Source organism: Mesobacillus sp. AQ2 (genome assembly GCF_030122805.1).
Lineage (GTDB): Bacteria > Bacillota > Bacilli > Bacillales > Cytobacillaceae > Mesobacillus > Mesobacillus oceanisediminis_A.
On sequence record NZ_CP126080.1, the window covers coordinates 3,259,926 to 3,280,756 of the forward strand.

General features: G+C 44.4%; 22 protein-coding genes. 5 read left to right on the plus strand and 17 right to left on the minus strand.

The window, feature by feature from the left end:
• Nucleotides 1-7 precede the first annotated feature (7 nt).
• Genes spoIIIAE through spoIIIAA form a run of 5 tightly spaced genes read right to left on the minus strand, consistent with a single transcriptional unit; the run spans nt 8 to nt 3,309 of the window.
• Entirely contained in the window at nt 8-1,207 is a 1,200-nt protein-coding gene (gene spoIIIAE / locus QNH36_RS16470) for a stage III sporulation protein AE (protein WP_251540839.1), read from the minus strand.
• A 32-nt stretch (nt 1,208-1,239) separates the two neighbouring features.
• Nucleotides 1,240-1,629, minus strand: a complete 390-nt coding sequence (gene spoIIIAD / locus QNH36_RS16475) for a stage III sporulation protein AD (protein ID WP_186326758.1) — start codon at nt 1,627-1,629, stop codon at nt 1,240-1,242.
• Between the two features lie 14 nt (nt 1,630-1,643).
• The gene (gene spoIIIAC, locus QNH36_RS16480) at nt 1,644-1,850 is read right to left on the minus strand and encodes a stage III sporulation protein AC (protein ID WP_009794945.1); all 207 of its coding nucleotides are present in this window, start codon (nt 1,848-1,850) and stop codon (nt 1,644-1,646) included.
• Between the two features lie 19 nt (nt 1,851-1,869).
• Nucleotides 1,870-2,385, minus strand: a complete 516-nt coding sequence (gene spoIIIAB, locus QNH36_RS16485; RefSeq protein WP_144476362.1) for a stage III sporulation protein SpoIIIAB — start codon at nt 2,383-2,385, stop codon at nt 1,870-1,872.
• A complete protein-coding gene (gene spoIIIAA, locus QNH36_RS16490; RefSeq protein ID WP_144476920.1) occupies nt 2,386-3,309 on the minus strand; it encodes a stage III sporulation protein AA in 924 nt (307 codons plus the stop codon).
• A gap of 169 nt (nt 3,310-3,478) precedes the next feature.
• Between spoIIIAA and QNH36_RS16495 the strand changes: the two genes are divergently transcribed.
• The 3 genes from QNH36_RS16495 (at nt 3,479) to QNH36_RS16505 (ending at nt 4,951) form a co-directional block, all read left to right on the plus strand.
• On the plus strand, nt 3,479-3,631 hold the full coding sequence (locus tag QNH36_RS16495; protein ID WP_186326749.1) for a hypothetical protein: 153 nt from the start codon (nt 3,479-3,481) through the stop codon (nt 3,629-3,631).
• 96 nt (nt 3,632-3,727) lie between these two features.
• Nucleotides 3,728-4,399, plus strand: a complete 672-nt coding sequence (locus QNH36_RS16500) for an SIMPL domain-containing protein (RefSeq protein ID WP_283903823.1) — start codon at nt 3,728-3,730, stop codon at nt 4,397-4,399.
• Nucleotides 4,400-4,588: 189 nt separating this feature from the next.
• Nucleotides 4,589-4,951, plus strand: a complete 363-nt coding sequence (locus tag QNH36_RS16505; RefSeq protein ID WP_283903824.1) for a rhodanese-like domain-containing protein — start codon at nt 4,589-4,591, stop codon at nt 4,949-4,951.
• A gap of 91 nt (nt 4,952-5,042) precedes the next feature.
• Here QNH36_RS16505 and efp read toward each other — a convergent pair whose 3' ends face one another.
• The 4 genes from efp to QNH36_RS16525 form a co-directional block, all read right to left on the minus strand.
• On the minus strand, nt 5,043-5,600 hold the full coding sequence (gene efp, locus QNH36_RS16510; RefSeq protein ID WP_144476353.1) for an elongation factor P: 558 nt from the start codon (nt 5,598-5,600) through the stop codon (nt 5,043-5,045).
• A gap of 22 nt (nt 5,601-5,622) precedes the next feature.
• Nucleotides 5,623-6,684, minus strand: coding sequence for a M24 family metallopeptidase (locus QNH36_RS16515; RefSeq protein WP_283903825.1), 1,062 nt, complete (start codon nt 6,682-6,684; stop codon nt 5,623-5,625).
• Nucleotides 6,685-6,699: 15 nt separating this feature from the next.
• Complete coding sequence (aroQ, locus tag QNH36_RS16520; protein ID WP_283903826.1) at nt 6,700-7,137, minus strand: type II 3-dehydroquinate dehydratase; 438 nt, start codon at nt 7,135-7,137, stop codon at nt 6,700-6,702.
• A 79-nt stretch (nt 7,138-7,216) separates the two neighbouring features.
• Nucleotides 7,217-7,732: a YqhR family membrane protein gene (locus tag QNH36_RS16525; protein WP_283903827.1), complete on the minus strand. Its 516-nt coding sequence runs from the start codon at nt 7,730-7,732 to the stop codon at nt 7,217-7,219.
• A 310-nt stretch (nt 7,733-8,042) separates the two neighbouring features.
• On the opposite strand from QNH36_RS16525, the gene QNH36_RS16530 reads away from it, so the two are divergent.
• Nucleotides 8,043-8,408: an SA1362 family protein gene (locus QNH36_RS16530; RefSeq protein WP_283903828.1), complete on the plus strand. Its 366-nt coding sequence runs from the start codon at nt 8,043-8,045 to the stop codon at nt 8,406-8,408.
• 217 nt (nt 8,409-8,625) lie between these two features.
• Here QNH36_RS16530 and QNH36_RS16535 read toward each other — a convergent pair whose 3' ends face one another.
• From QNH36_RS16535 to QNH36_RS16555, 5 genes are all read right to left on the minus strand, one after another.
• A complete protein-coding gene (locus QNH36_RS16535; RefSeq protein ID WP_283903829.1) occupies nt 8,626-9,510 on the minus strand; it encodes a patatin-like phospholipase family protein in 885 nt (294 codons plus the stop codon).
• Nucleotides 9,511-9,636: 126 nt separating this feature from the next.
• Nucleotides 9,637-10,662 (minus strand): spore photoproduct lyase, encoded by a 1,026-nt coding sequence (gene splB / locus QNH36_RS16540; protein ID WP_283905428.1) that lies wholly within the window; start codon nt 10,660-10,662, stop codon nt 9,637-9,639.
• A 118-nt stretch (nt 10,663-10,780) separates the two neighbouring features.
• Entirely contained in the window at nt 10,781-11,791 is a 1,011-nt protein-coding gene (locus QNH36_RS16545) for a DUF1646 family protein (protein WP_283903830.1), read from the minus strand.
• 154 nt (nt 11,792-11,945) lie between these two features.
• Nucleotides 11,946-14,504 carry a vitamin B12-dependent ribonucleotide reductase gene (locus QNH36_RS16550; RefSeq protein ID WP_283903831.1) on the minus strand — a complete coding sequence of 853 codons (2,559 nt, stop codon included), beginning with the start codon at nt 14,502-14,504 and terminating at the stop codon, nt 11,946-11,948.
• A 354-nt stretch (nt 14,505-14,858) separates the two neighbouring features.
• Nucleotides 14,859-15,695, minus strand: a complete 837-nt coding sequence (locus tag QNH36_RS16555) for a lipoate--protein ligase family protein (protein ID WP_144476330.1) — start codon at nt 15,693-15,695, stop codon at nt 14,859-14,861.
• A gap of 172 nt (nt 15,696-15,867) precedes the next feature.
• Here QNH36_RS16555 and QNH36_RS16560 point away from each other — a divergent pair, with 172 nt between their 5' ends.
• A complete protein-coding gene (locus QNH36_RS16560; protein WP_144476327.1) occupies nt 15,868-16,248 on the plus strand; it encodes a rhodanese-like domain-containing protein in 381 nt (126 codons plus the stop codon).
• Nucleotides 16,249-16,853: 605 nt separating this feature from the next.
• Here the strand turns inward: QNH36_RS16560 and gcvPB are convergent.
• Genes gcvPB through gcvT form a run of 3 tightly spaced genes read right to left on the minus strand, consistent with a single transcriptional unit; the run spans nt 16,854 to nt 20,785 of the window.
• Nucleotides 16,854-18,317 carry an aminomethyl-transferring glycine dehydrogenase subunit GcvPB gene (gene gcvPB, locus QNH36_RS16565; protein WP_144476324.1) on the minus strand — a complete coding sequence of 488 codons (1,464 nt, stop codon included), beginning with the start codon at nt 18,315-18,317 and terminating at the stop codon, nt 16,854-16,856.
• Entirely contained in the window at nt 18,310-19,656 is a 1,347-nt protein-coding gene (gene gcvPA, locus QNH36_RS16570; protein WP_144476321.1) for an aminomethyl-transferring glycine dehydrogenase subunit GcvPA, read from the minus strand. The genes gcvPB and gcvPA overlap by 8 nt, the downstream gene beginning before the upstream one ends.
• A gap of 22 nt (nt 19,657-19,678) precedes the next feature.
• Complete coding sequence (gene gcvT, locus QNH36_RS16575) at nt 19,679-20,785, minus strand: glycine cleavage system aminomethyltransferase GcvT (protein WP_144476318.1); 1,107 nt, start codon at nt 20,783-20,785, stop codon at nt 19,679-19,681.
• Between the last annotated feature and the right edge of the window lie 46 nt (nt 20,786-20,831).

Consider the following 20,831-nt stretch of genomic DNA (forward strand, 5'->3'; position numbering starts at 1 on the left):
CCCCTCCTTACCTCACCATCATTGTTAAGTTTCCTGCTGCAATAATGACTGTGATCGTCAGGAAAAACATCAAGGAAACAATGCCCAGCGCAGCAAAGACATAGATGATGCTCTTACTGATAATATCGAGACAGGTTATGACTGGTCCGCCGCCAAGCGGCTGGAGGATTGCTGCTGCAAATTTATAGATAAAGGCAACCATGAGGATCTTTATTGCCGGAAAGGCTGCGATGATTAGCAGAATGGCAACACCGGCTATTCCAACCGTATTTTTCAGAAGCATGGAAGCACTGATGACCGTGTCTGTCGCATCTGTAAAAACGCGGCCAATAACAGGAACAAAATTGCCTGTAATGAATTTTGCTGTTTTGACAGTCACTCCATCCGTAATCGCTGAAGATGCCCCTTGGACGGAAATGACGCCGAGGAACACTGTCAGCAGGATCCCCAGCAGGCCGACGCTCCAATTACGGAGCATGCTGGCCAGCTGCGTAACCTTGTAATGTTCGGACAGGATACTGACGATGCTCAAAAGTGTTGATAAGAATAACAATGGCAAAACAACATATTGGATGAACATCCCGCTGGTGTTCATCATAAACAGAATGACGGGATGGAAAAATGCTGCTGAAATCAAACCTCCGGAAGTGGCCATCAATGCCAGCAGCAGCGGGATCAGGGCAAGGATGAACTGGATCATTGTCCCAATCGCGTCATTCGTGTAATCTACGACTACATGGAAGCTGTTGAGCGCAATAATGATGAGAACCATGAACACAATGGAGTAGGCTACCTTGCTGATCGTACTTTTTTCGAAGGAGTTTTGCAGTGCTTGAAGAAACATGCTGAAAATAGTCAGCAGGATCAAGGATCCCAGCAATTTTCCGTTTACTATGAACTCATGAAAGGCGAAATTCACGATGCCTTTGAACCACTCTTTCAACGAGAACTTCTTTTCACCGCTTATAAAATCATACAGGCTTCCTTTCTGGCTTTCTGGCAGATAACCATCATATTTATTGATGATATCTTCCCAGAATCCCTTAAGCTCATCGATATTCAAATCTTCAAGCTGGGCTCTTGCGATTTTATCCGGGTTGACCACCGGGTTTATTTCCGGTTCATTACCCTCAGCTTGTACACCCGGGATGAAAAAAAATAGCTGGATCAATAGAATGCCAAGTATGAACTGCAGACGCTGCTTCAACTTCTTTCACCTCTTTAGGGGCGGGAATTTAGTCAGCCCGGAATCAAGCGAATGATCGTTTCAATCATTACAGTAAGAATCGGAATTGCCATGGCCAGAATAAGGATTTTGCCGCCAAGTTCGATCTTTGAGGCGATTGCGCCTTGACCAGCATCCTTTGTGATTTGGGCCGCAAATTCGGCAATATAGGCGATGCCGATTATTTTTAGGATTGTTTCCACATAAACAACATTCACCCTGGCATTGGCAGCCAGCTTCTGAATCATGGAAATGATCTGATAAATTTGATCTACCAGAAAAAGGAAGATAGCTGAACCTGTGAACACAATCAGCAAAAAGGCAAAGTTGGGCTTTTGCTCTTTGACAATCAGTGCCAGAAATGTCGCGATCAGTGCTACACCTGTTATTTGAAGGATTTCAATCGCAAAGCCCTCCCTTACCCCTGAAATAGGAATACCGATTTGATTTTTTGAAAAAGATCATCAACAATCGATGCAACCATGAAAAGGATATAGATGAATCCAAACAACGTTACCCACTGTGCATATTCCTTCTTCCCCACCTGATCGAGAATCGTGTGCAAAAATGCCACAACAATGCCTACACCTGCTATTTTAAAAATGATATCCACTTCTAGACCCATCTTGTCCTCCTCCTAAACGCTACATCAGTAAGATGATTAATAATAAGCCAGATAAAAAGCCGATGCTTTTCACCATTTTTTCGTATTTCATCTGTTTCTCGCAGGCATCTGCTTCTTCTCGTTCAAGATGGGAAATCGTCAGGAGAATTTGTTTTTGCTGAGAATGCCTGTCATGCCTGCCAAGCGTTTCTCCAAATTGCTTCATGATTTCAAATTCTCCCTGTTTGAAGGCTGTCAATTTCCAGACTTCTTTCAGGCTCTCTTCCCATGCTGATTTGACTGTGGTTTCAGATTCAGTCAGCTTTTTGGAAAATGTCTCAAAAAACCATGAGAGGGGCTTCGCCATTTGTTCAGACAGCTTCCTTGAAGCTTCATGGAGAGGTGTATGCCCGTACATGATTTCCGCTTCCAGTGACTGCAAGGCCGACTTCAAAAGCCGGAGCTGTCTTGGCCGTTCACTAAGATGCCTCGAAGCCTCAAAACCTGTCCAGGTTGTCGACAGGATAATCAATATAGCACCGATTATTTTTATCATTTATGTCACTCTCACTTTTTGGCGGATCTCATTTCCGCTTACATCACGAATCGAAGTGATTGTCCCAGGGCCTGAAATTCTTCCAAGTTCCACAAACCGGTCAAAGATGCCCATTTCTAGGATTGGTTTCAAGGTTGGCCTTTTTTGGATATCCTCAAGAGATTCCCCATGCGTGGTCATGATCAGCTTGATTCCTGCGTTGACAGCTTCAAGGATCGCATCGGCATCTTCTTTCCGGCCAATTTCATCCACGACAAGAATATCCGGACTCATTGAACGAATCATCATCATCATGCCTTCTGCTTTCGGACATGAGTCCAATATATCCACCCTTGGTCCAAAGGTTAGCTGCGGGACTCCCTTAACACATCCGGCAATTTCTGATCTTTCATCGACAATCCCCGCTTTTAAAGGCGGTACTTTTTTGTCAGGAACACCACTTGAAATCATCCTGGCTATATCCCTGAGCAATGTTGTTTTGCCTGTCTGCGGGGGACCGATGATCATCGTATGCTTCCAGCCGTTTTGGTATATATATGGCATCAGCGGGTCAGCAATCCCGATTTTCTCCCTTGCAATCCTGAAATTGAAAGAAGAAATATCCCTGATTGCTTTTACAGAGCCATTTTCAAGAATGACCTTCCCGGCAAGCCCGACTCGATGGCCGCCGGCAATAGTAATATAACCGCGCTTCAATTCTTCCTCCAGGGTATACATAGAAAAATGCCCGAGCTTATTCAACAGCTGGACAGCATCCTCAGGGGGAATGATATACGGCAGGAAGTTCGGCTTTCCTCTTACCGTTATTTCAAGCGGCCGGTTGATCCGGATCCGCACTTCTTCCATCCCATCTTTGTCATTAGGAGGCACTGCGTCCAGCAATTCAGCAATCCGTTTCGGCAAAAAAGATAAGATATCATCCATCATTGATCCTCCTGATTTTCGCTTACTTAATATGTATGCCTGCTTGGCCACTTTATGACCTGCAGATTCATTCAGAACGGCTTCACAATCGTTTTTTCAATAAAGATCAAAACGAAAAAATAAATTCAGTTTTGAATGAAAAGACTAGTATTGAAAGGAGTTGATCAAAATGAATGAGGATCATCAGAAGTTCCAGAAAGTGCAAAGGGCCGACCGCGCTACTTACCTCGGAGGAGGCAGGAGTCTCAAGGAATCGCCAATGACCGACCCAAAATATAACAACAAAAATGATACGGACAAAGCACCCGGAGCCGGCGAGTAATTGATTTTTCCTCAAGATTCACCAATATGATCCCTCCTCGTTATTTGTTTTTCTTTTCTTACATAGATATGGGTAAGAGACAATAAATGTGGAGGGATGATGATGGTTAATGGAGGATGTGGTGCCTATAATACGAACAATGCTGGAAACAATAGAAAAATCACAGTCAGCGGCGAAGGGATTGTTTACTCCGCACCCAACAGGGCAACAGCTACAGTAGGGGTTCGGACAGAAAATCCAAACCTCCAAGCCGCCCAGACAGAGAATGCGGAAAATTCTGCTTCAATGTTAAAATCGTTACAGAACCTCGGGATAGCAAAGGATGATATAAAAACGGCAGATTTTCGGATCGATCCCATCTATACCTATGAGGAAGGCAAGCAGCTATTTCAGGGGTATCGTGTCACACATTTGTATACTGTCACTATCAGGAATCTTGCCCAGGCGGGATTGGCCATTGATACGGCTGTGGCCAATGGAGCGAATGAGGTAATGAACATCCAATTCTCAGTCGCAGAGCCTCAGGCCTTATATAACCAGGCACTTTCAATTGCAGTAATCGATTCATACAACAAAGCACAAACCATCGCCCGGACACTGGGATTCCATACTTCCATTTCCCCTCTCTCCATTACCGAGGAAACCCAAAAGGGATCTCCCGGCCCCTTCCTGGTTGCTTCAATGGACACTAGCAGCGCAAAAGGAACGCCCATAGAACCGGGCAAGCTGGAGATCAAAGCAACCGTGACAGGAACGTATATTACTTGATAAAAAGCAAAGCCAGGCTGTCTGCCTGGCTTCTGCATTGCTTGATAACTTGACTGATAATCACTTATCGAATGAAAAAAGAGCCCTCACCAAAACTGGATGACCTTTATCTCCTGACACAATTTGTCTATATCCACTTTTTGATTTTTAAGTTAAAATACCTCTATAAGTATTTTTAGGAGGTTCATCATGAAGAATTTATTCGCAGCATTCCTGTTCGTCTTGTTAATCACCGGCTGTTCTGGCGGCTCTTATACCGATGTTTCAGTCGACAAGGCAAAAGAATTGATTGATAGCGGAGAAGTTCAGGTCCTGGATGTCCGTACACCGGATGAGTTCGCTGCTGGCCATATTCCCGGCGCAAAATTAGTTCCGCTGCAAGTCATCGAAAGCATGCTTTCAGAGCTCGATCAAGATGAAAAGTATCTGGTTGTATGCCGAAGCGGCAATCGTTCAACCCAGGCTAGCGGAATTCTGGAAAAAAACGGATTTAAGAATATTTACAATATGACTGGCGGATTGAATGAGTGGAAGTTTGATCTTGAACAATAAATTAAAAGCATCTCGTGAATATTCATGAGATGCTTTTTTTATGCTTGAATAAAAAAGAACCTGCTGGCAAATGCAGCAGGTTCCTGAAAAATTATGCGCGTGATACATAAGAAGAATCTGTTGTATTGATGATAAGTCTGTCTCCCTGGTTTACAAAGAATGGAACCTGTACAGTAAGGCCAGTTTCCAATGTCGCAGGCTTAGTACCGCCGGAAGCAGTGTCACCTTTGATACCTGGTTCTGTTTCTGTTACTTCCAATTCAACAGTGTTTGGAAGCTCGACACCAAGAGTTTCATGGCCGAATTGCATGATGTAGACTTCCATGTTTTCCTTAAGGAATTTCAACTCATATTCAATAGAAGTTCCTGGCAATTCGATTTGCTCGTAAGACTCATTGTCCATGAATACGTGCTGGTCGCCGCTAGCATACAGATACTGCATTTTGCGGTTCTCGATTTGTGCTTTCGCTACCTTTTCACCTGCACGGAAAGTTTTTTCCTGGATTGCTCCTGTACGAAGATTACGAAGCTTTGAACGAACGAAAGCCGCTCCTTTTCCTGGCTTTACGTGTTGGAAATCAAGTACACGCCAAATGCCGTTATCAACTTCAATCGTTAGGCCCGTACGGAAATCGTTTACTGAAATCATTGTTTGTCCTCCTAATGTCGTCTTATAGAATGATGAGTTCTTTCGTAGAATGCGTCAGTGACTCATTATGGTCAAGTGTAATCACAGTATCATCTTCAATCCTTACCCCGCCAAGGCCGGCGATGTAAATTCCTGGCTCAACAGTCACAACCATGCCTGTTTCAAGAATGGTGTCTGAACGGAATGAAAGACCAGGTCCCTCATGTACTTCAAGACCGATTCCGTGGCCTGTAGAATGGCCAAAATACTCGCCATATCCTTTTTCGGTAATAAAGTTCCTTGTTAAAGCATCCGCTTCTTTGCCCGTCATTCCAGGTTTGATGCCTGCCATACCACGAAGCTGGGCTTCAAGCACAATATTATAGATTTCCATCAGCTTTTCGGAAGGATTTCCCATCGATACTGTACGAGTGATATCAGATACATACCCATTATAATATGCCCCATAATCCAGGGTTACAAAGTCTCCTGTTTCAATCACCTTGTCACTTGCTACTCCGTGCGGAAGGGCTGAACGATAGCCGGAAGCCACAATAATATCAAATGATGAAGAGGTTGCCCCCTGCTTTCTCATAAAAAATTCAAGTTCATTCGATACTTCAAGCTCTGTTCTTCCAGGACGGATAAACTCAAGTATATGTGTAAACGCAGCATCTGCGATGGCTGCTGCTTCCTTTAATATCTTAATCTCTGAATCAGTCTTTATCAAGCGTAACTTTTCAATTTCACCCGATACAGGCACTAATTCAGCTTCCACGGCTTTATCGAAGGTTTTGTAAGCTGAGTATGTAACATGATTTTCTTCAAAGCCGAGCTTTTTAATCCCCAGTTTTTTTGCCTGCTCGGCAACCTCATCCTGGATCAAACCTTTATGCAGGACAACTTCATAACCTTCACATTGCTTGGCTGCCTGCTCTGTATACCTGAAATCGGTGATGAATAAAGCTTTATCAGCACTGATCAGCACCATGCCCGCCGAACCAGTGAACCCCGTCATATATCGGCGATTGTAATCGCTTGTAACGAGCATTCCATCAATTCCAAGCCTTTGGAAGCTTTCGCGCAATTTTTGTGTTTTTTCCATAACCTTTTCCTCCTCTTATTCTTCTTCTCTTTTGAATGCTTCAAGCGCCAGTTCATAGCCAAGAAGCCCCAGGCCAGCAATCTGCCCCATGGATACAGGAGCAATCACTGATTTGTGCCTGAATTCTTCCCTCTGATATACATTCGAGATATGTACTTCGATAACCGGACAGCTAATTCCTGCTATTGCGTCCCTGATGGCATAGCTATAGTGGGTGAATGCCCCGGGATTGAAGATGATTCCGTCTACAGACGTGTCTTCTGCCTCATGGAGTTTGTCAATCAGTTCCCCTTCATGATTGGATTGAAAACAGACAACCTCCATCTGCTTTTCAGTCCCTAGCTGGATCATCCGTTCTTCCAAATCCCTCAAAGTACTGACACCATAAATTCCAGGCTCTCTTTTCCCAAGCCGGTTCAAGTTCGGACCATTAAGCATAAGTATTTTTTTCATGTTCGGGCTCCCGTAAAAAAAGAATGTTCACTAAGAACATTCTATCATAACTATTTTTGTGAAAACTACTTTCAGCCGCTCAGGAGGTGATCTCCTGACGATTTTTCTCCTTGTTACGATTCTCATTTTCTTCATAGGATATAGAATAACCCACAAACACACCATATAGAACATAGAAACAAAGCGAAGTGACCAAGGTGTTTTTTGACAGGTCCCAGAAAGGTTTGATCCCGGGGAAGAGCGGATTGAGCACATAGAATACAAGGAAAAACAGCGCAATTCCGAAGGCTGCACCAGCCCAGATGGAATTCAGCTTCCTCATTGTCACATAATAGACCATGGCGGCACCTGTTGAGAAAATGCCAATCGCTATGATTGATATGACTGTCCCAAGCCACTGCTGCTTCCATTCTCCCAATGCCCAGGGTTCCAGGATCACGTTTGGCCGGATCTCGGTAAAATTAAATATATAGGCCAAATAAGCCAGAGCGCTCCAAAAAATCCCGCCGAACAATCCAGTAACTATACTCATCGCAATGAATGACATCGGTTTTTCCCTTTGATCCTGTTCTAAATTGCCATGATTTTCTGCCATTTGTTGCACCTCCGGTTTTAGTATGTCCCTGTTGTGCAAATGAATTGCATATCTGGAAAAAATGTTACGGCGGCCTGTTCTTCATATAGAGGTTTTTATTGATTTTTAGTAAAATGAAATTAACAGAAATCTTTCTCGTCTTTGTGTCCAAATGCCATGAAAATGGAGATCTTTCGTTTAAGTCGCTTTTAAAAAGGAAAAAGTAGCAGGAGAAGAGTATAATATCGAAGAATTTGTATAAAGTAATCCTTGGTAAGTTTAAAAACAGTGGAAATTGCTCATGATGCTAGTAGGGAGGTGGCTTTCTTCGATGAGTCGAACTTTTAAGTATATTTTTTCAGGGCTGATTGTCCTTGCAATCTTTGGTTTCGCCTTTCAGTTGTTTACCGATCCTGTAAGTATTCTTGTTACACTGGCAACAATTGCATTGATTGGTGCCGCAATCTATTTCCTTGTGACCCGCCTGTCGGGATCAAGTGCGGGCAGAGAGCAAAAGCGTGCTTTCCAAAAGGCAGCAAAGCGGTCCAAGAAACGGTTCCAGGCAAAAGAAGCAAATGCATCCTCAAAGCGTTCAAAGATAAAATCCCTCGCATCGGCACGGAAAAAGAAGGACGCTTCGCACTTAACAGTCATAGACGGTAAAAAAAGCAGAAAAAAAAATCGGGCTTCCTTTTAAAGCTCGATTTTTTGCTTTATAAGGAAGGCTCTTTTCTAAAACTTTGTTGCTATTTGCTGCAAAGTTGCATGGAATGACCTAGGTAACCTCGCTAAATGGACGATTTAGACGAGAAGAGAGCTTGCAAACTAGATACCGACAAGCAAAATGCCTTTTCATAGGTTAAAATCGGCTTTAGGATTTTAACAACAATTCTTACGAGAAAAACCATTAAGAATCAGTAGCACCATGATTTGAAAAATTTCTCAGCATTCTTCTTTCCCAGTTCAATCAACTCTTGTTTTTTCTCACCCGAGAGTTGGAATTCTGTTGTCAAATTCCCCTCCGTCGGAATGAATATGATATTCTTTTCATGTTTTCGCGAAATGTACCTGGAGTCATGGGCATCCTTCATCGTCTCAAATAATGCTTCAAATAATTGCAGCGCATTTTTTATTTTATTCGTTGGCTGCTGGATCAGGTTTTGGCTTAGCTTGACACCAAGTACGGGACGTACTTTTTTCACATTCTCCTGGTCGAATAACCACATCGGAAAATTGCTTAGCACTCCTCCATCCACCACGATATTCGCACCGACCCGGTCCCGCAGTTTTACCGGTTCGAAAAAGAAAGGAAGACTGCAGCTCATCCTGATTGCCCTTGCCACAGGGAAAGTCCTTGGATCAACACCATACTTCGGAAGATCATCCGGCAGGATCAGTAACCTGCCGTTTGTGAGGTCTGAGGCGATGATCCGCAATGCATCAGGGGCAAGATCGCCAAAGGTGCGAAGCCCTCTGGCAGCCAGCACCTCCGATATCCAGCTTTCTAATTCGTCACCTTTATAGAGTCCCAGCCGCCAGTATACAAAAAGCCATTTAGTCAAGGCTGATGGGAAGATCGTTTTCCTGGAATCGAGAAATTTTTTCAGGTCAAGTTCATCCAGGATGCCCGCCATCTCCGTACTCGTGTAGCCGGCAGCAAGCAAGCCAGCGATCAGCGAACCCGCACTAGTGCCTGCGACCCGTTTAAAACGGAACCCTCGCTCCTCAATCGCAGCACAGGCACCAACCAGTGCCAACCCTTTGATTCCTCCGCCGGAAAAAACGCCGTCAATATACATATGAGCCACTCCCGTCGATGTAATCCCATCTTTACATCTTTAAGCGCTTCATTTGTAAAATAGTACGGCGTACAAGTAGAAAATTTCGGTTCAAGGACACAATCGAATTAAATCCCTAAACTCTTCTTAAGTGAAATATTGTATTTCTGCTTCCGGAAAAAATGAATGGATATAGCCGCGGATTGTTTCTTCAAGATCTTTTGCTTCATCAGTCTGATAGACATACTTGCCAATTCCGTACCTTCCCCATTTGTATTTCCTTTTCTCCTCATCCATTTCCAGTTTCGATTTAGGATAACGCTTCTGAATAACATTTTTTGCAGGTTTGGTGAAGCGGTGCTGAATCAGCTCGAAGCTTAGTCCAGTCAGGTCGATTCCTTCCAGCGAATGGCTAAGCCTTTCGAACAATTCCTGATAGCCTTCTCTCCAGCCTTCATGGATGTAGATTGGCGCAACGATGAAGCCAAGCGGGTATCCTGCCTGTGCCACTTTTCTGGCTGCCTCCAGCCTTTCATCAAAGGATGATGTTCCAGGTTCAAAGTTTTTGATCACGAAACGGGCATTGACGCTGAAACGGAATCTTGTTCTGCCATTATGTTTTGCATCGAGCAAATGGTCAACATGATGATACTTCGTGACAAAACGCAATTGCCCATATTCGGTTTGTCCGAAGAATTCAATTGTTTGTTTTAAAGCATGAGTTAAATGATCAATGCCAACGATATCTGATGTACATGCAGCTTCAAATCTGGTGACTTCTGGCTTTCTTTCATCCATGTACTTTTGTGCCTGATCGAAAATCTCCTCGAGATTCACATACGTACGGATATATGGCTTACTGCCAAGTGTCGTCTGCAAATAACAATAGTGGCAATGGCCCATACAGCCGGTTGCAAGCGGGATGGCGTATTCAGCAGAAGGTTTGGAGGTGTCAAATTTCAGCGTTTTCCTGACACCAAAAACCAATGTCGATTTGGCATTCCGGTACTGCTGGAGTTCATTGTCGCCAGGGATATTTCGCACTTGATTATGTGAAGTTGTCTCCCGGATTTCCAGTCCCATTTTCTCGAACTTTTCTTTTAATTCCCGCCCGAGCGGATATTCCAATGCCCTCGGCTCGATATAAACAAGCTGTGGTACAAAAGCTTTCATCATCAGTCCTCATTTCATTCCATATATCAGTAGTGTTAGTATGGGCAGAAATGAAAAAAGAGGATGAAAAAAATATTTCCATCCTTTTGTTCATATTGATTACTGAACGGTTAACCAGTTAGAAAATAAACAGGACAATATAATACAGGAGCATTGTAACCAGGCCGACTGGAACCCCGAATGCCGCCCATTCCTTGCTCGTTATATTTAGTTTTCCTGCAGCGATAATATTCGGGATATTACCCGGGATCAGCATGCCACCGCTAATGACCAGGCCAAGCAAAACCGCACGGATTGTTCCAGAGTCCATCGCAGGGCTGATTTCTGCTGCAGCAAGGGTAGCATTATCTAGGATCGCGGATGTCATGTTAATCCAATATAACAGCGCTGGAGAAAGACCAATAATGTATGTTTTGATAAGCGGCTCAAAACCATGTCCAAGAAATGTAAGGCCCATTACGAAGACATAGATTTTAAAAGACCGAACAGCAATTTCCTCGTACGACTCAGGACGGGAGGCAGACTTCAAAGCGTTCCTTCCTCCAACGGGTCTTACCATGATAATGGACATCAGGCCAAAAATAAGTAATGCTGGAAGAACTTCTTTCCCAATCAACTCCAGTAAATAAAAGAAGTCCTTGTCCAATCTGCTGATTGTGATCGTGGCTAATGGCTCACCAATCGGTGTCAAGGCAGCACCAAGTCCGATCGAGAAGCATGCCAATACGGTAAAACGAACTTCAGATCTTCGGTCGAGCGGAAGGACCTTTATAATCATAACCAGTATTATAGCAGCAATGATCGCAGTTAGAACACTAGATGCCAGTCCAAGAAAAACAACTGTCAAACCGAAAAATAATCTAGGAGACAGTAGTCTGCTTCCCCATTGGATCGATTTTTCCAATTCCGCCTTAAACCACTTGGCAAGCAAACCAGCTGCTAATACTGCAATCGTGATATTGATAGGGTCAGTCACCGCTTTTTCAATGAGCGGACGGTCCATCACGCCACTAATAATTGCTGCCGCAACGCCCATAGTAAATAAAAAAAGCTCCAAATTATGTTCAATCATTTTAATCGAAAAAGGCAAAAACAAAACCAACAGCAAAATAATAATTAATCCAATCATCGCTTTCCCTGTCCTTTTTTCTACCTCTATTACTATATAATAGGAGCAAACCTAATATTTAGAACACGGAGTTTTTTCGGTTCATGGAAATAAACCAGAATTTAACCATAGAAATAGCCACGGCCTGGGCCGTGGCTAAACTATTGATTTTATATTATAATCCACACTTTAATTGCGCGTTACAGTTTGTACAAGTATTGCAGCCGCCGATTTCTTTTACCTCACCTTTGCGGCAGACCGGGCATGTGTTGCCGACTTCAGAACCGATCGTTACGTTGGTAGAACGCAATTCATTGATCGTATCGACAAGCACAACATGCTGCTTTTGCTTTTCTTTCTTTTCAACTTCATCATCCATTGAATTCTCTTCAGCTTTAAGCGTCAATACCTGGGAATCACGGGAGCCGTCAACATAAACGGTTCCGCCTTTAGCTCCCCCTTTATAAAGGCGCTCATATACCTTTTCCACCTGCTCAACACTGTAACCTTTCGGTGCGTTGACCGTTTTGCTGATTGAGCTGTCAATCCAGCGCTGGATGACACACTGAACATCAGCATGGGCTTCAGGCGCCAGTTCCATCGCAGATACGAACCAGTTCGGCAGGTTCTCAGGATCTGCCTGCGGATGACGATCAAGGTATTCCTGGACGATATCCGCCTTCACCTCGATGAACTTGCCTAGACGGCCGCTTCTGAAGTAAGAGAAGCTGAAGTATGGCTCGAGTCCTGTTGATACGCCAACCATTGTACCAGTAGATCCTGTCGGAGCAACAGTCAGCAAGTGCGAGTTGCGAATTCCGTTTTCAAGGATTGATTCACGTATATCCTCAGGCATTTTCTTCATGAAACCAGTATTTGTGAATGCCTTACGAAGTCTGTTTGTTTCTTCTTCTGTGCCGCCCTGAAGGAATGGGAAGCTTCCTTTTTCCTTTCCAAGTTCAACAGATGCACGGTACGCTGATGTCGCGATGGTTTCAAAAACCTTATCGACAAGCTGGTTACCTTCCTCTGAACCGTATTCTGTTTCACAGTAGATCAGTAAATCATGAAGACCCATTACCCCTAGACCGACACGGCGTTCGCCCAGGGCTTGTCTCTTATTATCTTCAAGGAAATATGGAGTCGCATCGATGACATTGTCCTGCATGCGCACACCAACTTCAACAGTACGCTTCAATTTTTCAAAATTAACTGTTTTGGTTTCCTTGTCCGCCATTTCTGCAAGGTTAACAGCAGCCAGGTTGCAGACAGAGTTTGGTGCGAGAGGCTGTTCCCCACACGGGTTGGTCGCTACAACCTTCTGTCCATATGCCTGTGCGTTCGTCATGTCGTTGGCATTGTCGATGAAGAAAATGCCAGGCTCCGCAGAATACGTCGCACAGATATTGATCAGGTTCCATAGTTCTTTGGCTTTGATTTTTCTATAGGTACGGACTTTATAGCCAAGCTTTTCCCACTCGCGAACATCCCCTACTTTATGCCACTCTTCATTATAAATTTTCATCGTCTCAGCATCGTAGCTTTCTACATCTGGGAAGCGAAGTTCATAGTCTGCATCGTTGTCGACTGCATCCATGAAATCTTTTGTCAATGTGACTGAGATATTTGCACCAGTCAGGAATTCTGAGTTATGGACAGTATAAGTTCCGCCTGTTGCAAGCTTTTCTTCAGCAGATTTAATGATATCAGCGCTGAATCCACCGTAGCCTGGGATCGTTTTGTAGTTCACAATTCCCTGGTACATTGCTTCTTCCTGAAGTGTCATCGGCGTGAATTTAAGTTTTTCCTTAGCCATTTTCTTGATTGACTCATCGTTTGTGTTTTCTATCAGGAAGCGAAGGATTCTTGGGTTCTGCATTTTTGAAATGATGAATTCCACAATGTCAGGATGCCAGTCAGAAAGCATGATCATCTGCGCTCCCCTTCTTGACCCGCCCTGCTCAACTAAATGTGTAAGCTTGGCGATGTCATCAAGCCATGAAACCGATCCGGATGATTTTCCGTTTACGCCTCTGGCCAGTGTGTTGCGCGGTCTTAATGTTGATCCGTTCGTTCCGACTCCGCCGCCGCGGCTCATGATTTCCATGACCTGCTTGCGATGCTCAGAGATGCCTTCGCGGGAATCTTTTACGAAAGGCATTACATAGCAGTTGAAGTAGGTTACGTCTGTGTCTGCGCCTGCTCCGTAAAGGACACGCCCTGCAGGAATGAAGTTCATTGATACTAGTTCCTGATAGAACTTTTCAAACCACTCCTGGCGCTTCTCTTCTGTTTTTTCAACAGCTGCCAGCCCCGTCGCATTCCGTTTTGCGATTTGCTCGTAGAATACTTCCAGCGGCTTTTCAATCACGTCCAGGGAACGCTTGATAATGCCAGTGGCTGATTCTTCGGGATCATCAAGTACTCCGCGAAACTCTTCTTCTACAAGAACTTTCGCTGTCTTGTTCTCCCAATCAATATCTTGTATGAATCCAAGTCCGCGTGCCGGGAACTTTGGATCTTCCTTGATCGTGAGGACGACAAAATCCCCACTAGAGAGTGTGATTTTTTCGGTGTCTTTAAAAGTATAGCGGTCCAGCATGACAAGTCGGGAGACGCCTTTGTGGGTAAGTTTCATTTCAGGTGTGATGGGGTGAACCTGCGGGAACAACTTGATATCCTCATTCAGACTTTCAACATTCAGGCTCATTTTTTGTCCAATAGTAACAGACATTTCTACAACTCCTTCAAAGGTTTAAATCCATTCTTTAATGTGATACTAGAAATATGTAATTCTAGCTGCTTTTTTTGAATTACCCTTACGTTATCATATCGAAACATTAAAAATCAATATATAGTGTATTTTTTATTTTCGACAATACTATATATGGTGTTCAGGACAAAAGAACTTTATTTTGTCAAACATGAAAACTACTAAAAATGAGAGATAAAAAGAGAGAAAGATAGAATTTTTCCCTTAAACGATAAAAAACAACAAATTTCGAGGGTTGCACTTTTTACAATCCCCCCGACCTCTAGAAAATACTGGATAAAAGAAAAAAAGCGGTTCAACCGCTTTAAAAATTTTTTATCTTTTAAAATTCCAGTCATCAGATTCGTACTTGTTTTTGGCAAGTGCATTCACATAATCCAATTCCTCTTCACTTAAGGTATAAGGCTCCAAAATAATTCCAAGCCCGTCCTCGAAACCTTCTTTGAAGGCTTTCTTCGCTTCTTCTAGTTCAATTTTCCGGCCGCTGATCTCATTGATTGCCACTGCCTTGGTCTTGAAGGCTCGCTGCATTCTTTCTTTGATTCTGTCATTCGGGTACTTGAATAAGCTGAAAAGTTTATCTTCATCCAAATCCAGCAATATGGATCCATGCTGAAGGATGACACCTTTCTGACGTGTCTGGGCACTTCCGGCGACCTTCCTTCCCTCGACAACCAGCTCGTACCAGCTTGGTGCATCAAAACAAACCGCAGATCTCGGGTTCTTCAGTGCATCTTTTTCGGCAGATGTTTTTGGCACGGCAAAATAAGCTTCCAGTCCAAGTTTCTGGAACCCTAGTAAAATCCCCTCTGAAATGACGCGATATGCCTCAGTGACTGTTTTCGGCATTTCAGGGTGGTCTTCTGTAACGATGACACTATATGTAAGTTCGTGTTCATGCAGGACACCCCTGCCTCCAGTGGGCCTGCGCACAAATCCGAGACCATGATGCTGTACCGCATCCATATCAATCTCGCGCTCGATCCTCTGGAAATAGCCAACTGAAAGTGTCGCCGGGTTCCAGCCATAAAAGCGGACAACAGGCGGGATTTTTCCGGCACCATGCCAATCGAGCAACGCCTCATCCAGCGCCATATTGAATGACGGTGAATTGTCTCCTGAATCAATAAATCTCCATACCTCTTTTTCCATTGCATTACCCCATTTAAAATTGTTCAAAGCTACGATTTTTTTAGTCTAACAAATAAATTTTCAAAAGCAAAGCAGCTTGTTCGAAAGAATTTTGTTAAATTCCTTTGCTCTTATCCAGGAAGGCTTATATAATTAAAGGTGGCTCAGCTAAGCTTGAAAGGAGAAATATGTTTTGGATACACTTATTTTTTTAATCGTCCTGACAGTTGCGGTGATTCTTTACTCTGTGTTTATGTATTTCCGCCAAAAGAAAATCCTGAAGACTTTGTCAGAGGAAGAATTCAAAGCAGGGTACCGTAAAGCGCAGCTCATTGATGTCCGTGAACCAAATGAATTTGCCAACGGACATATTCTTGGCGCAAGAAACATCCCGCTTACCCAGCTAAAAGCACGTCTGAAGGAAGTCAGACCGGACAAGCCAGTCTATCTTTATTGCCAGAGCGGATCACGCAGCGGCCGTGCTGCACAGCTGCTTCACAAAAAAGGCTATAAAGACTTATCCCATCTTGAAGGCGGCTTCAAAAAATGGGGCGGCAAAATCAAAGCTAAATAAGCAATCTTTCCATAAAATCACCCCTCAGCAGAAATGCTGGGGGGTTAGCTTTTAAAGTCATAACACTCTTTTCGGTTTAGCTTCTTTTAGTTCTAAAATAAATGTCTTTTGCATCTTAGGTTCGGACAGCTTTTTGCTGATTTCCTCCAAACCTGTCCGAAGTTGCTCCTGGTTCGGACAGCTTTCTACTGATTACCTCCAAACCTGTCCGAAGTTGCACCTAGTTCGGACAGCTTTCTGATGATTCCTTTCAAACCTGTCCGAAGTTGCTCCTAGTTCGGACAGCTTTTTGCTTATTTCCTTCAAACCTGTCCGAAGTTGCTCCTAGTTCGGACAGCTTTCCTCTGATTCCCTTCTAACCTGTCCGAAGTTGGACCTAGTTCGGACAGCTTTCTTCTGATTTCCTCCAAACCTGTCCGAAGTTACACCAAGTTCGGACAGCTTTCCGTTGATTCCCTCCAAACCTGTCCGAAGTTGCACCTTGTTCAGACAGCTTTTCGCTGATTCCCTCCAAATCTGTCCGAAGTCTACCGGGCTCAGCTACCAAAAATAATCATTATCAAAAAAAGTCCTGCCAATTTCAAACCGGCAGGACTTTTAAAAAACTATTCAGCTTTTTGATAGCGCAGGATTGGCTTCCTTGCAGCTGTTGTTTCATCCAGGCGGCCTACAACAGTAGAGTGAGGTGCTTCCTGAACGATTTCCGGGTTCTCCTCTGCTTCACGTGCGATCTGGATCATCGCGTCGATGAACGCATCAAGGGTTTCCTTGGATTCTGTTTCTGTCGGCTCGATCATGATCGCTTCTTCTACATTCAATGGGAAGTAGATGGTTGGCGGATGATAACCGAAGTCAAGCAGGCGTTTGGCAATATCCAATGTACGGACGCCAAGCTTTTTCTGGCGCTTGCCGCTAAGGACGAATTCGTGTTTGCAGTGCCTGTTGAATGGCAGATCATAATATTCAGCAAGCCTTCTCATCATATAGTTGGCATTTAGTACCGCGTACTCTGTTACAGCCTTCAAGCCGTCTGGTCCCATTGTCCGAATATATGTATAGGCACGGACATTGATGCCGAAGTTTCCGTAGAAAGGTTTAACCCTTCCGATTGATTGCGGGCGGTCGTAATCGAATTTGTATACGCCATCCTGCTTTGTAACGATAGGCTTTGGCAGGAATGGAATAAGGTCTGCTTTTACGCCGACTGGGCCTGATCCCGGGCCGCCGCCGCCGTGTGGGCCTGTGAATGTCTTGTGAAGGTTCAAGTGAACAACATCAAAGCCCATGTCGCCAGGGCGAGCCTTGGACATTACAGCGTTCAGGTTCGCTCCATCGTAATAAAGCTTTCCGCCTGCGCCGTGGACTATCTCGGCCATCTCTAGGATATTTTCTTCAAATAATCCCAACGTGTTCGGGTTTGTAAGCATCAACGCAGCAGTATCTTCCCCAACAACCTTTTTAAGGTCTTCAAGGTCAACAAGGCCGTTTTCATCAGATTTTACCGTAATCGTTTCAAAACCAGCGACTGTAGCAGAAGCAGGATTGGTTCCGTGAGCGGAATCAGGAACGATGACCTTCGTACGGTTTTGGTCACCATTGGCTTCATGGAAAGCGCGGATCATCATCAATCCCGTCCACTCACCGTGTGCACCAGCTGCTGGCTGCAGGGTAACTTCATCCATACCGGTGATTTCAATCAAGTGTTCCTGCAGATCGTACATCAATTCAAGCGCCCCCTGCACTGAACTCTCATCCTGCAATGGATGCAAGTGTGCAAATCCGTTGAAACGAGCGACATTTTCATTCATCTTCGGATTGTATTTCATTGTACATGATCCAAGCGGATAGAATCCGGAATCAACACCGTGGTTGCGTTTCGACAATGCTGTATAATGGCGCATGATATCAAGCTCGGAAGCCTCAGGAAGTTCTGGTTCCTCTTCACGAAGGAATCCTTCAGGCAAAAGCTCTGATAAATCCGCTTCTGGAACATCCATTTCCGGAAGGCTGTAGCCGACACGGCCTGGTGTGCTTAATTCAAAAATGAGTGGCTGATCTTCCTTATGCATTGATATCCCCCATTTCCTTTACAAATGTATCGATTTCTTCTTTTGTCCTTAACTCAGTCACTGCAACAAGCATGTGATTCTCAAGTCCGGAATAATCACGGCCAAGGTCATAGCCGCCTATGATGGCCTTTTCGAGGAGCTTCTGGTTCACTTCTTTGACCGGCTTATTCAGCTTGACAACGAATTCATTGAAGGATGGGCCTTCAAATGCAATCTCAAAGCCATTTTCCTTGAATGCCTTTTTAGCGTAATGAGCTTTCTGGATATTGGCGACAGCCATTTCACGAACGCCTTTTTTACCGATTGCAGTCATCGCCACAGAGGCAGCAAGTGCATTTAATGCCTGGTTCGAGCAGATATTGGATGTCGCTTTATCACGGCGGATATGCTGTTCCCTCGCCTGAAGTGTCAATACAAATCCTCGGCGTCCCTGATCGTCCTTAGTCTGGCCGACAAGTCTTCCTGGAACCTTCCTCATCAGCTTTCCAGTTACTGCAAAGTATCCACAGTGAGGGCCGCCGAATGCTGTCGGGATCCCGAATGGCTGTGCGTCTCCCGTCACAATGTCAGCGCCGAATTTGCCTGGAGGTGTCAACGCCCCCAGCGCTAGCGGATTGCTCGAAACTACGAAAAGAGATTTGTTCTCATGGACAATTTCTTCAATTTCCTTCATTGACTCAAGACCGCCAAAGAAGTTCGGATACTGGACGATGACAGCAGCGACATCTTCGCTTGCCATATCCTTCAATGCATCCAGGTCTGTTACACCATCTTTATGAGGCACTTCGACTACATCAATGTATTGTCCTTTTGCATAAGTTTTGACGACATCCTTATATTCCGGATGGACAGCACTTGAGATCAATACCTTCTTCCTTCTGGTATGGCCCGCACTAAGCATAGCTGCTTCTGCCAGTGCAGTACCGCCATCATACATGGAAGAGTTCGCTACCTCCATGCCAGTCAATTCGGAGATCATCGTCTGGAATTCAAAGATAGCCTGAAGTTCCCCCTGTGAGATTTCCGGCTGATATGGAGTGTAGGCAGTGTAAAATTCCGAACGTGACAGAACATGGTCGACAATGACCGGAATATAATGATCATATACGCCTGCACCAATGAATGAAGTATTCATTTTTAAATCAGCATTTTTGGAAGCCATCTGGGCAAGCTCCTTCATAAGAGCTGTTTCCGGCTTAGCTTTTTTAATATTGTATTCTCCGGCAAAACGGACCTTTTCAGGAATATCGCTGAACAGTTCATCGATCGATGATACGCCGATGCTTTCCAACATTGCGTTTTTGTCACTTTCCGTCAGCGGTAAATAGCGATGCTTCATAACTCTTTCCCCTCTCCGGCTTTTACTTTTTGTCTCTTTTATAAAAAGGTGTAGCTGAAACAGCAGCTTTCAAGCGTTTGCCGCGGATTTCAACTTCTACTTCGTTGCCTAACTCAGTTTCCTTTGTATCAATGAGTGCAAGCCCGATGTTCTTTTTGAGCGTTGGGGATTGCGTTCCAGTGGTAACCTCACCAATCCTGACATCCCCTTTATAAACAGGGTAGCCATGGCGCGGAATGCCCCGGTCGATCATTTCTATGCCGACAATCTTTCTAGGCAGGCCATTTTCTTTTTGCTGCTTTAGCGCATCTTTTCCAATGAAATCAGCTTCTTTGTTAAGCTTGACCGCAAAGCCAATCCCTGCTTCAAGCGGGCTGATTTCCGGCGACAGCTCCTGGCCGTACAATGCAAGGTTCGCTTCGAAACGAAGTGTATCCCTGGCACCAAGACCACATGGGATGACGCCATCTTCTTTGCCGGCCACAAGAATTTCTTTCCAGAGGCTGACCGCGTCATTGGAATCGCAGTAAATTTCGAATCCGTCTTCACCTGTATACCCTGTACGAGATACAAGCGCCTTCTTGCCGTTCAGATCGACTTCTTCACTGAACTTGAAAAAGCCAATAGTGCCGAGATCATGTTCCGCGGACAGCTTTTGAAGGATCCCTTCGGCCTTCGGTCCCTGTATAGCAATCTGGGCCATACCTTCGGATAAGTTTTCAATTTTCACATTACCTTCAAGGTGTTTCTGCATCCAATCGTAATCCTTTTCAATATTGGAGGCATTCACTACAAGGAGGTAATGGTCATCTTCGATTTTATAAACAAGCAAATCATCCACAGTGCCGCCGTTCTCATAACACATGGCTGTGTACTGGGCACCGCCGTTCTTAAGCTTTGAAACATCGTTTGTCATCAATTTTTGTAAGTAATCCAGACTATCGGGGCCCTTCACCTCGATTTCCCCCATATGGGAAACATCGAATAAACCTGCTTTTGTTCTTACTGCTTCGTGTTCTTCCTTGATGCTTGAAAACTGGACAGGCAATTCCCAGCCGCCAAAATCAACTGTCTTCCCGCCATATTCCTTATACACTTCAAAAAGCGGTGTCCGTTTTAATTCCGTCATTATGTATCCCCCTTCGTCTCCGCCAAAATATCAGTTTACATCCATC

Coding starts and splice junctions, on each gene's coding strand:
- QNH36_RS16530 (WP_283903828.1), top strand. CDS start 8,043: ATGAGTCGAACTTTTAAGTATATTTTTTCAGGGCTGATTGTCCTTGCA.
- QNH36_RS16505 (WP_283903824.1), top strand. CDS start 4,589: ATGAAGAATTTATTCGCAGCATTCCTGTTCGTCTTGTTAATCACCGGC.
- spoIIIAC (WP_009794945.1), bottom strand. CDS start 1,850: ATGGGTCTAGAAGTGGATATCATTTTTAAAATAGCAGGTGTAGGCATT.
- efp (WP_144476353.1), bottom strand. CDS start 5,600: ATGATTTCAGTAAACGATTTCCGTACGGGCCTAACGATTGAAGTTGAT.
- QNH36_RS16555 (WP_144476330.1), bottom strand. CDS start 15,695: ATGGAAAAAGAGGTATGGAGATTTATTGATTCAGGAGACAATTCACCG.
- QNH36_RS16535 (WP_283903829.1), bottom strand. CDS start 9,510: ATGTATATTGACGGCGTTTTTTCCGGCGGAGGAATCAAAGGGTTGGCA.
- QNH36_RS16500 (WP_283903823.1), top strand. CDS start 3,728: ATGATGATGGTTAATGGAGGATGTGGTGCCTATAATACGAACAATGCT.
- gcvT (WP_144476318.1), bottom strand. CDS start 20,785: ATGACGGAATTAAAACGGACACCGCTTTTTGAAGTGTATAAGGAATAT.
- gcvPB (WP_144476324.1), bottom strand. CDS start 18,317: ATGCATAAGGAAGATCAGCCACTCATTTTTGAATTAAGCACACCAGGC.
- spoIIIAA (WP_144476920.1), bottom strand. CDS start 3,309: ATGGATGATATCTTATCTTTTTTGCCGAAACGGATTGCTGAATTGCTG.
- spoIIIAB (WP_144476362.1), bottom strand. CDS start 2,385: ATGATAAAAATAATCGGTGCTATATTGATTATCCTGTCGACAACCTGG.
- QNH36_RS16515 (WP_283903825.1), bottom strand. CDS start 6,684: ATGGAAAAAACACAAAAATTGCGCGAAAGCTTCCAAAGGCTTGGAATT.
- gcvPA (WP_144476321.1), bottom strand. CDS start 19,656: ATGAAGCATCGCTATTTACCGCTGACGGAAAGTGACAAAAACGCAATG.
- QNH36_RS16545 (WP_283903830.1), bottom strand. CDS start 11,791: ATGATTGGATTAATTATTATTTTGCTGTTGGTTTTGTTTTTGCCTTTT.
- QNH36_RS16525 (WP_283903827.1), bottom strand. CDS start 7,732: ATGGCAGAAAATCATGGCAATTTAGAACAGGATCAAAGGGAAAAACCG.
- splB (WP_283905428.1), bottom strand. CDS start 10,662: ATGAAAGCTTTTGTACCACAGCTTGTTTATATCGAGCCGAGGGCATTG.
- QNH36_RS16550 (WP_283903831.1), bottom strand. CDS start 14,504: ATGTCTGTTACTATTGGACAAAAAATGAGCCTGAATGTTGAAAGTCTG.
- QNH36_RS16495 (WP_186326749.1), top strand. CDS start 3,479: ATGAATGAGGATCATCAGAAGTTCCAGAAAGTGCAAAGGGCCGACCGC.
- aroQ (WP_283903826.1), bottom strand. CDS start 7,137: ATGAAAAAAATACTTATGCTTAATGGTCCGAACTTGAACCGGCTTGGG.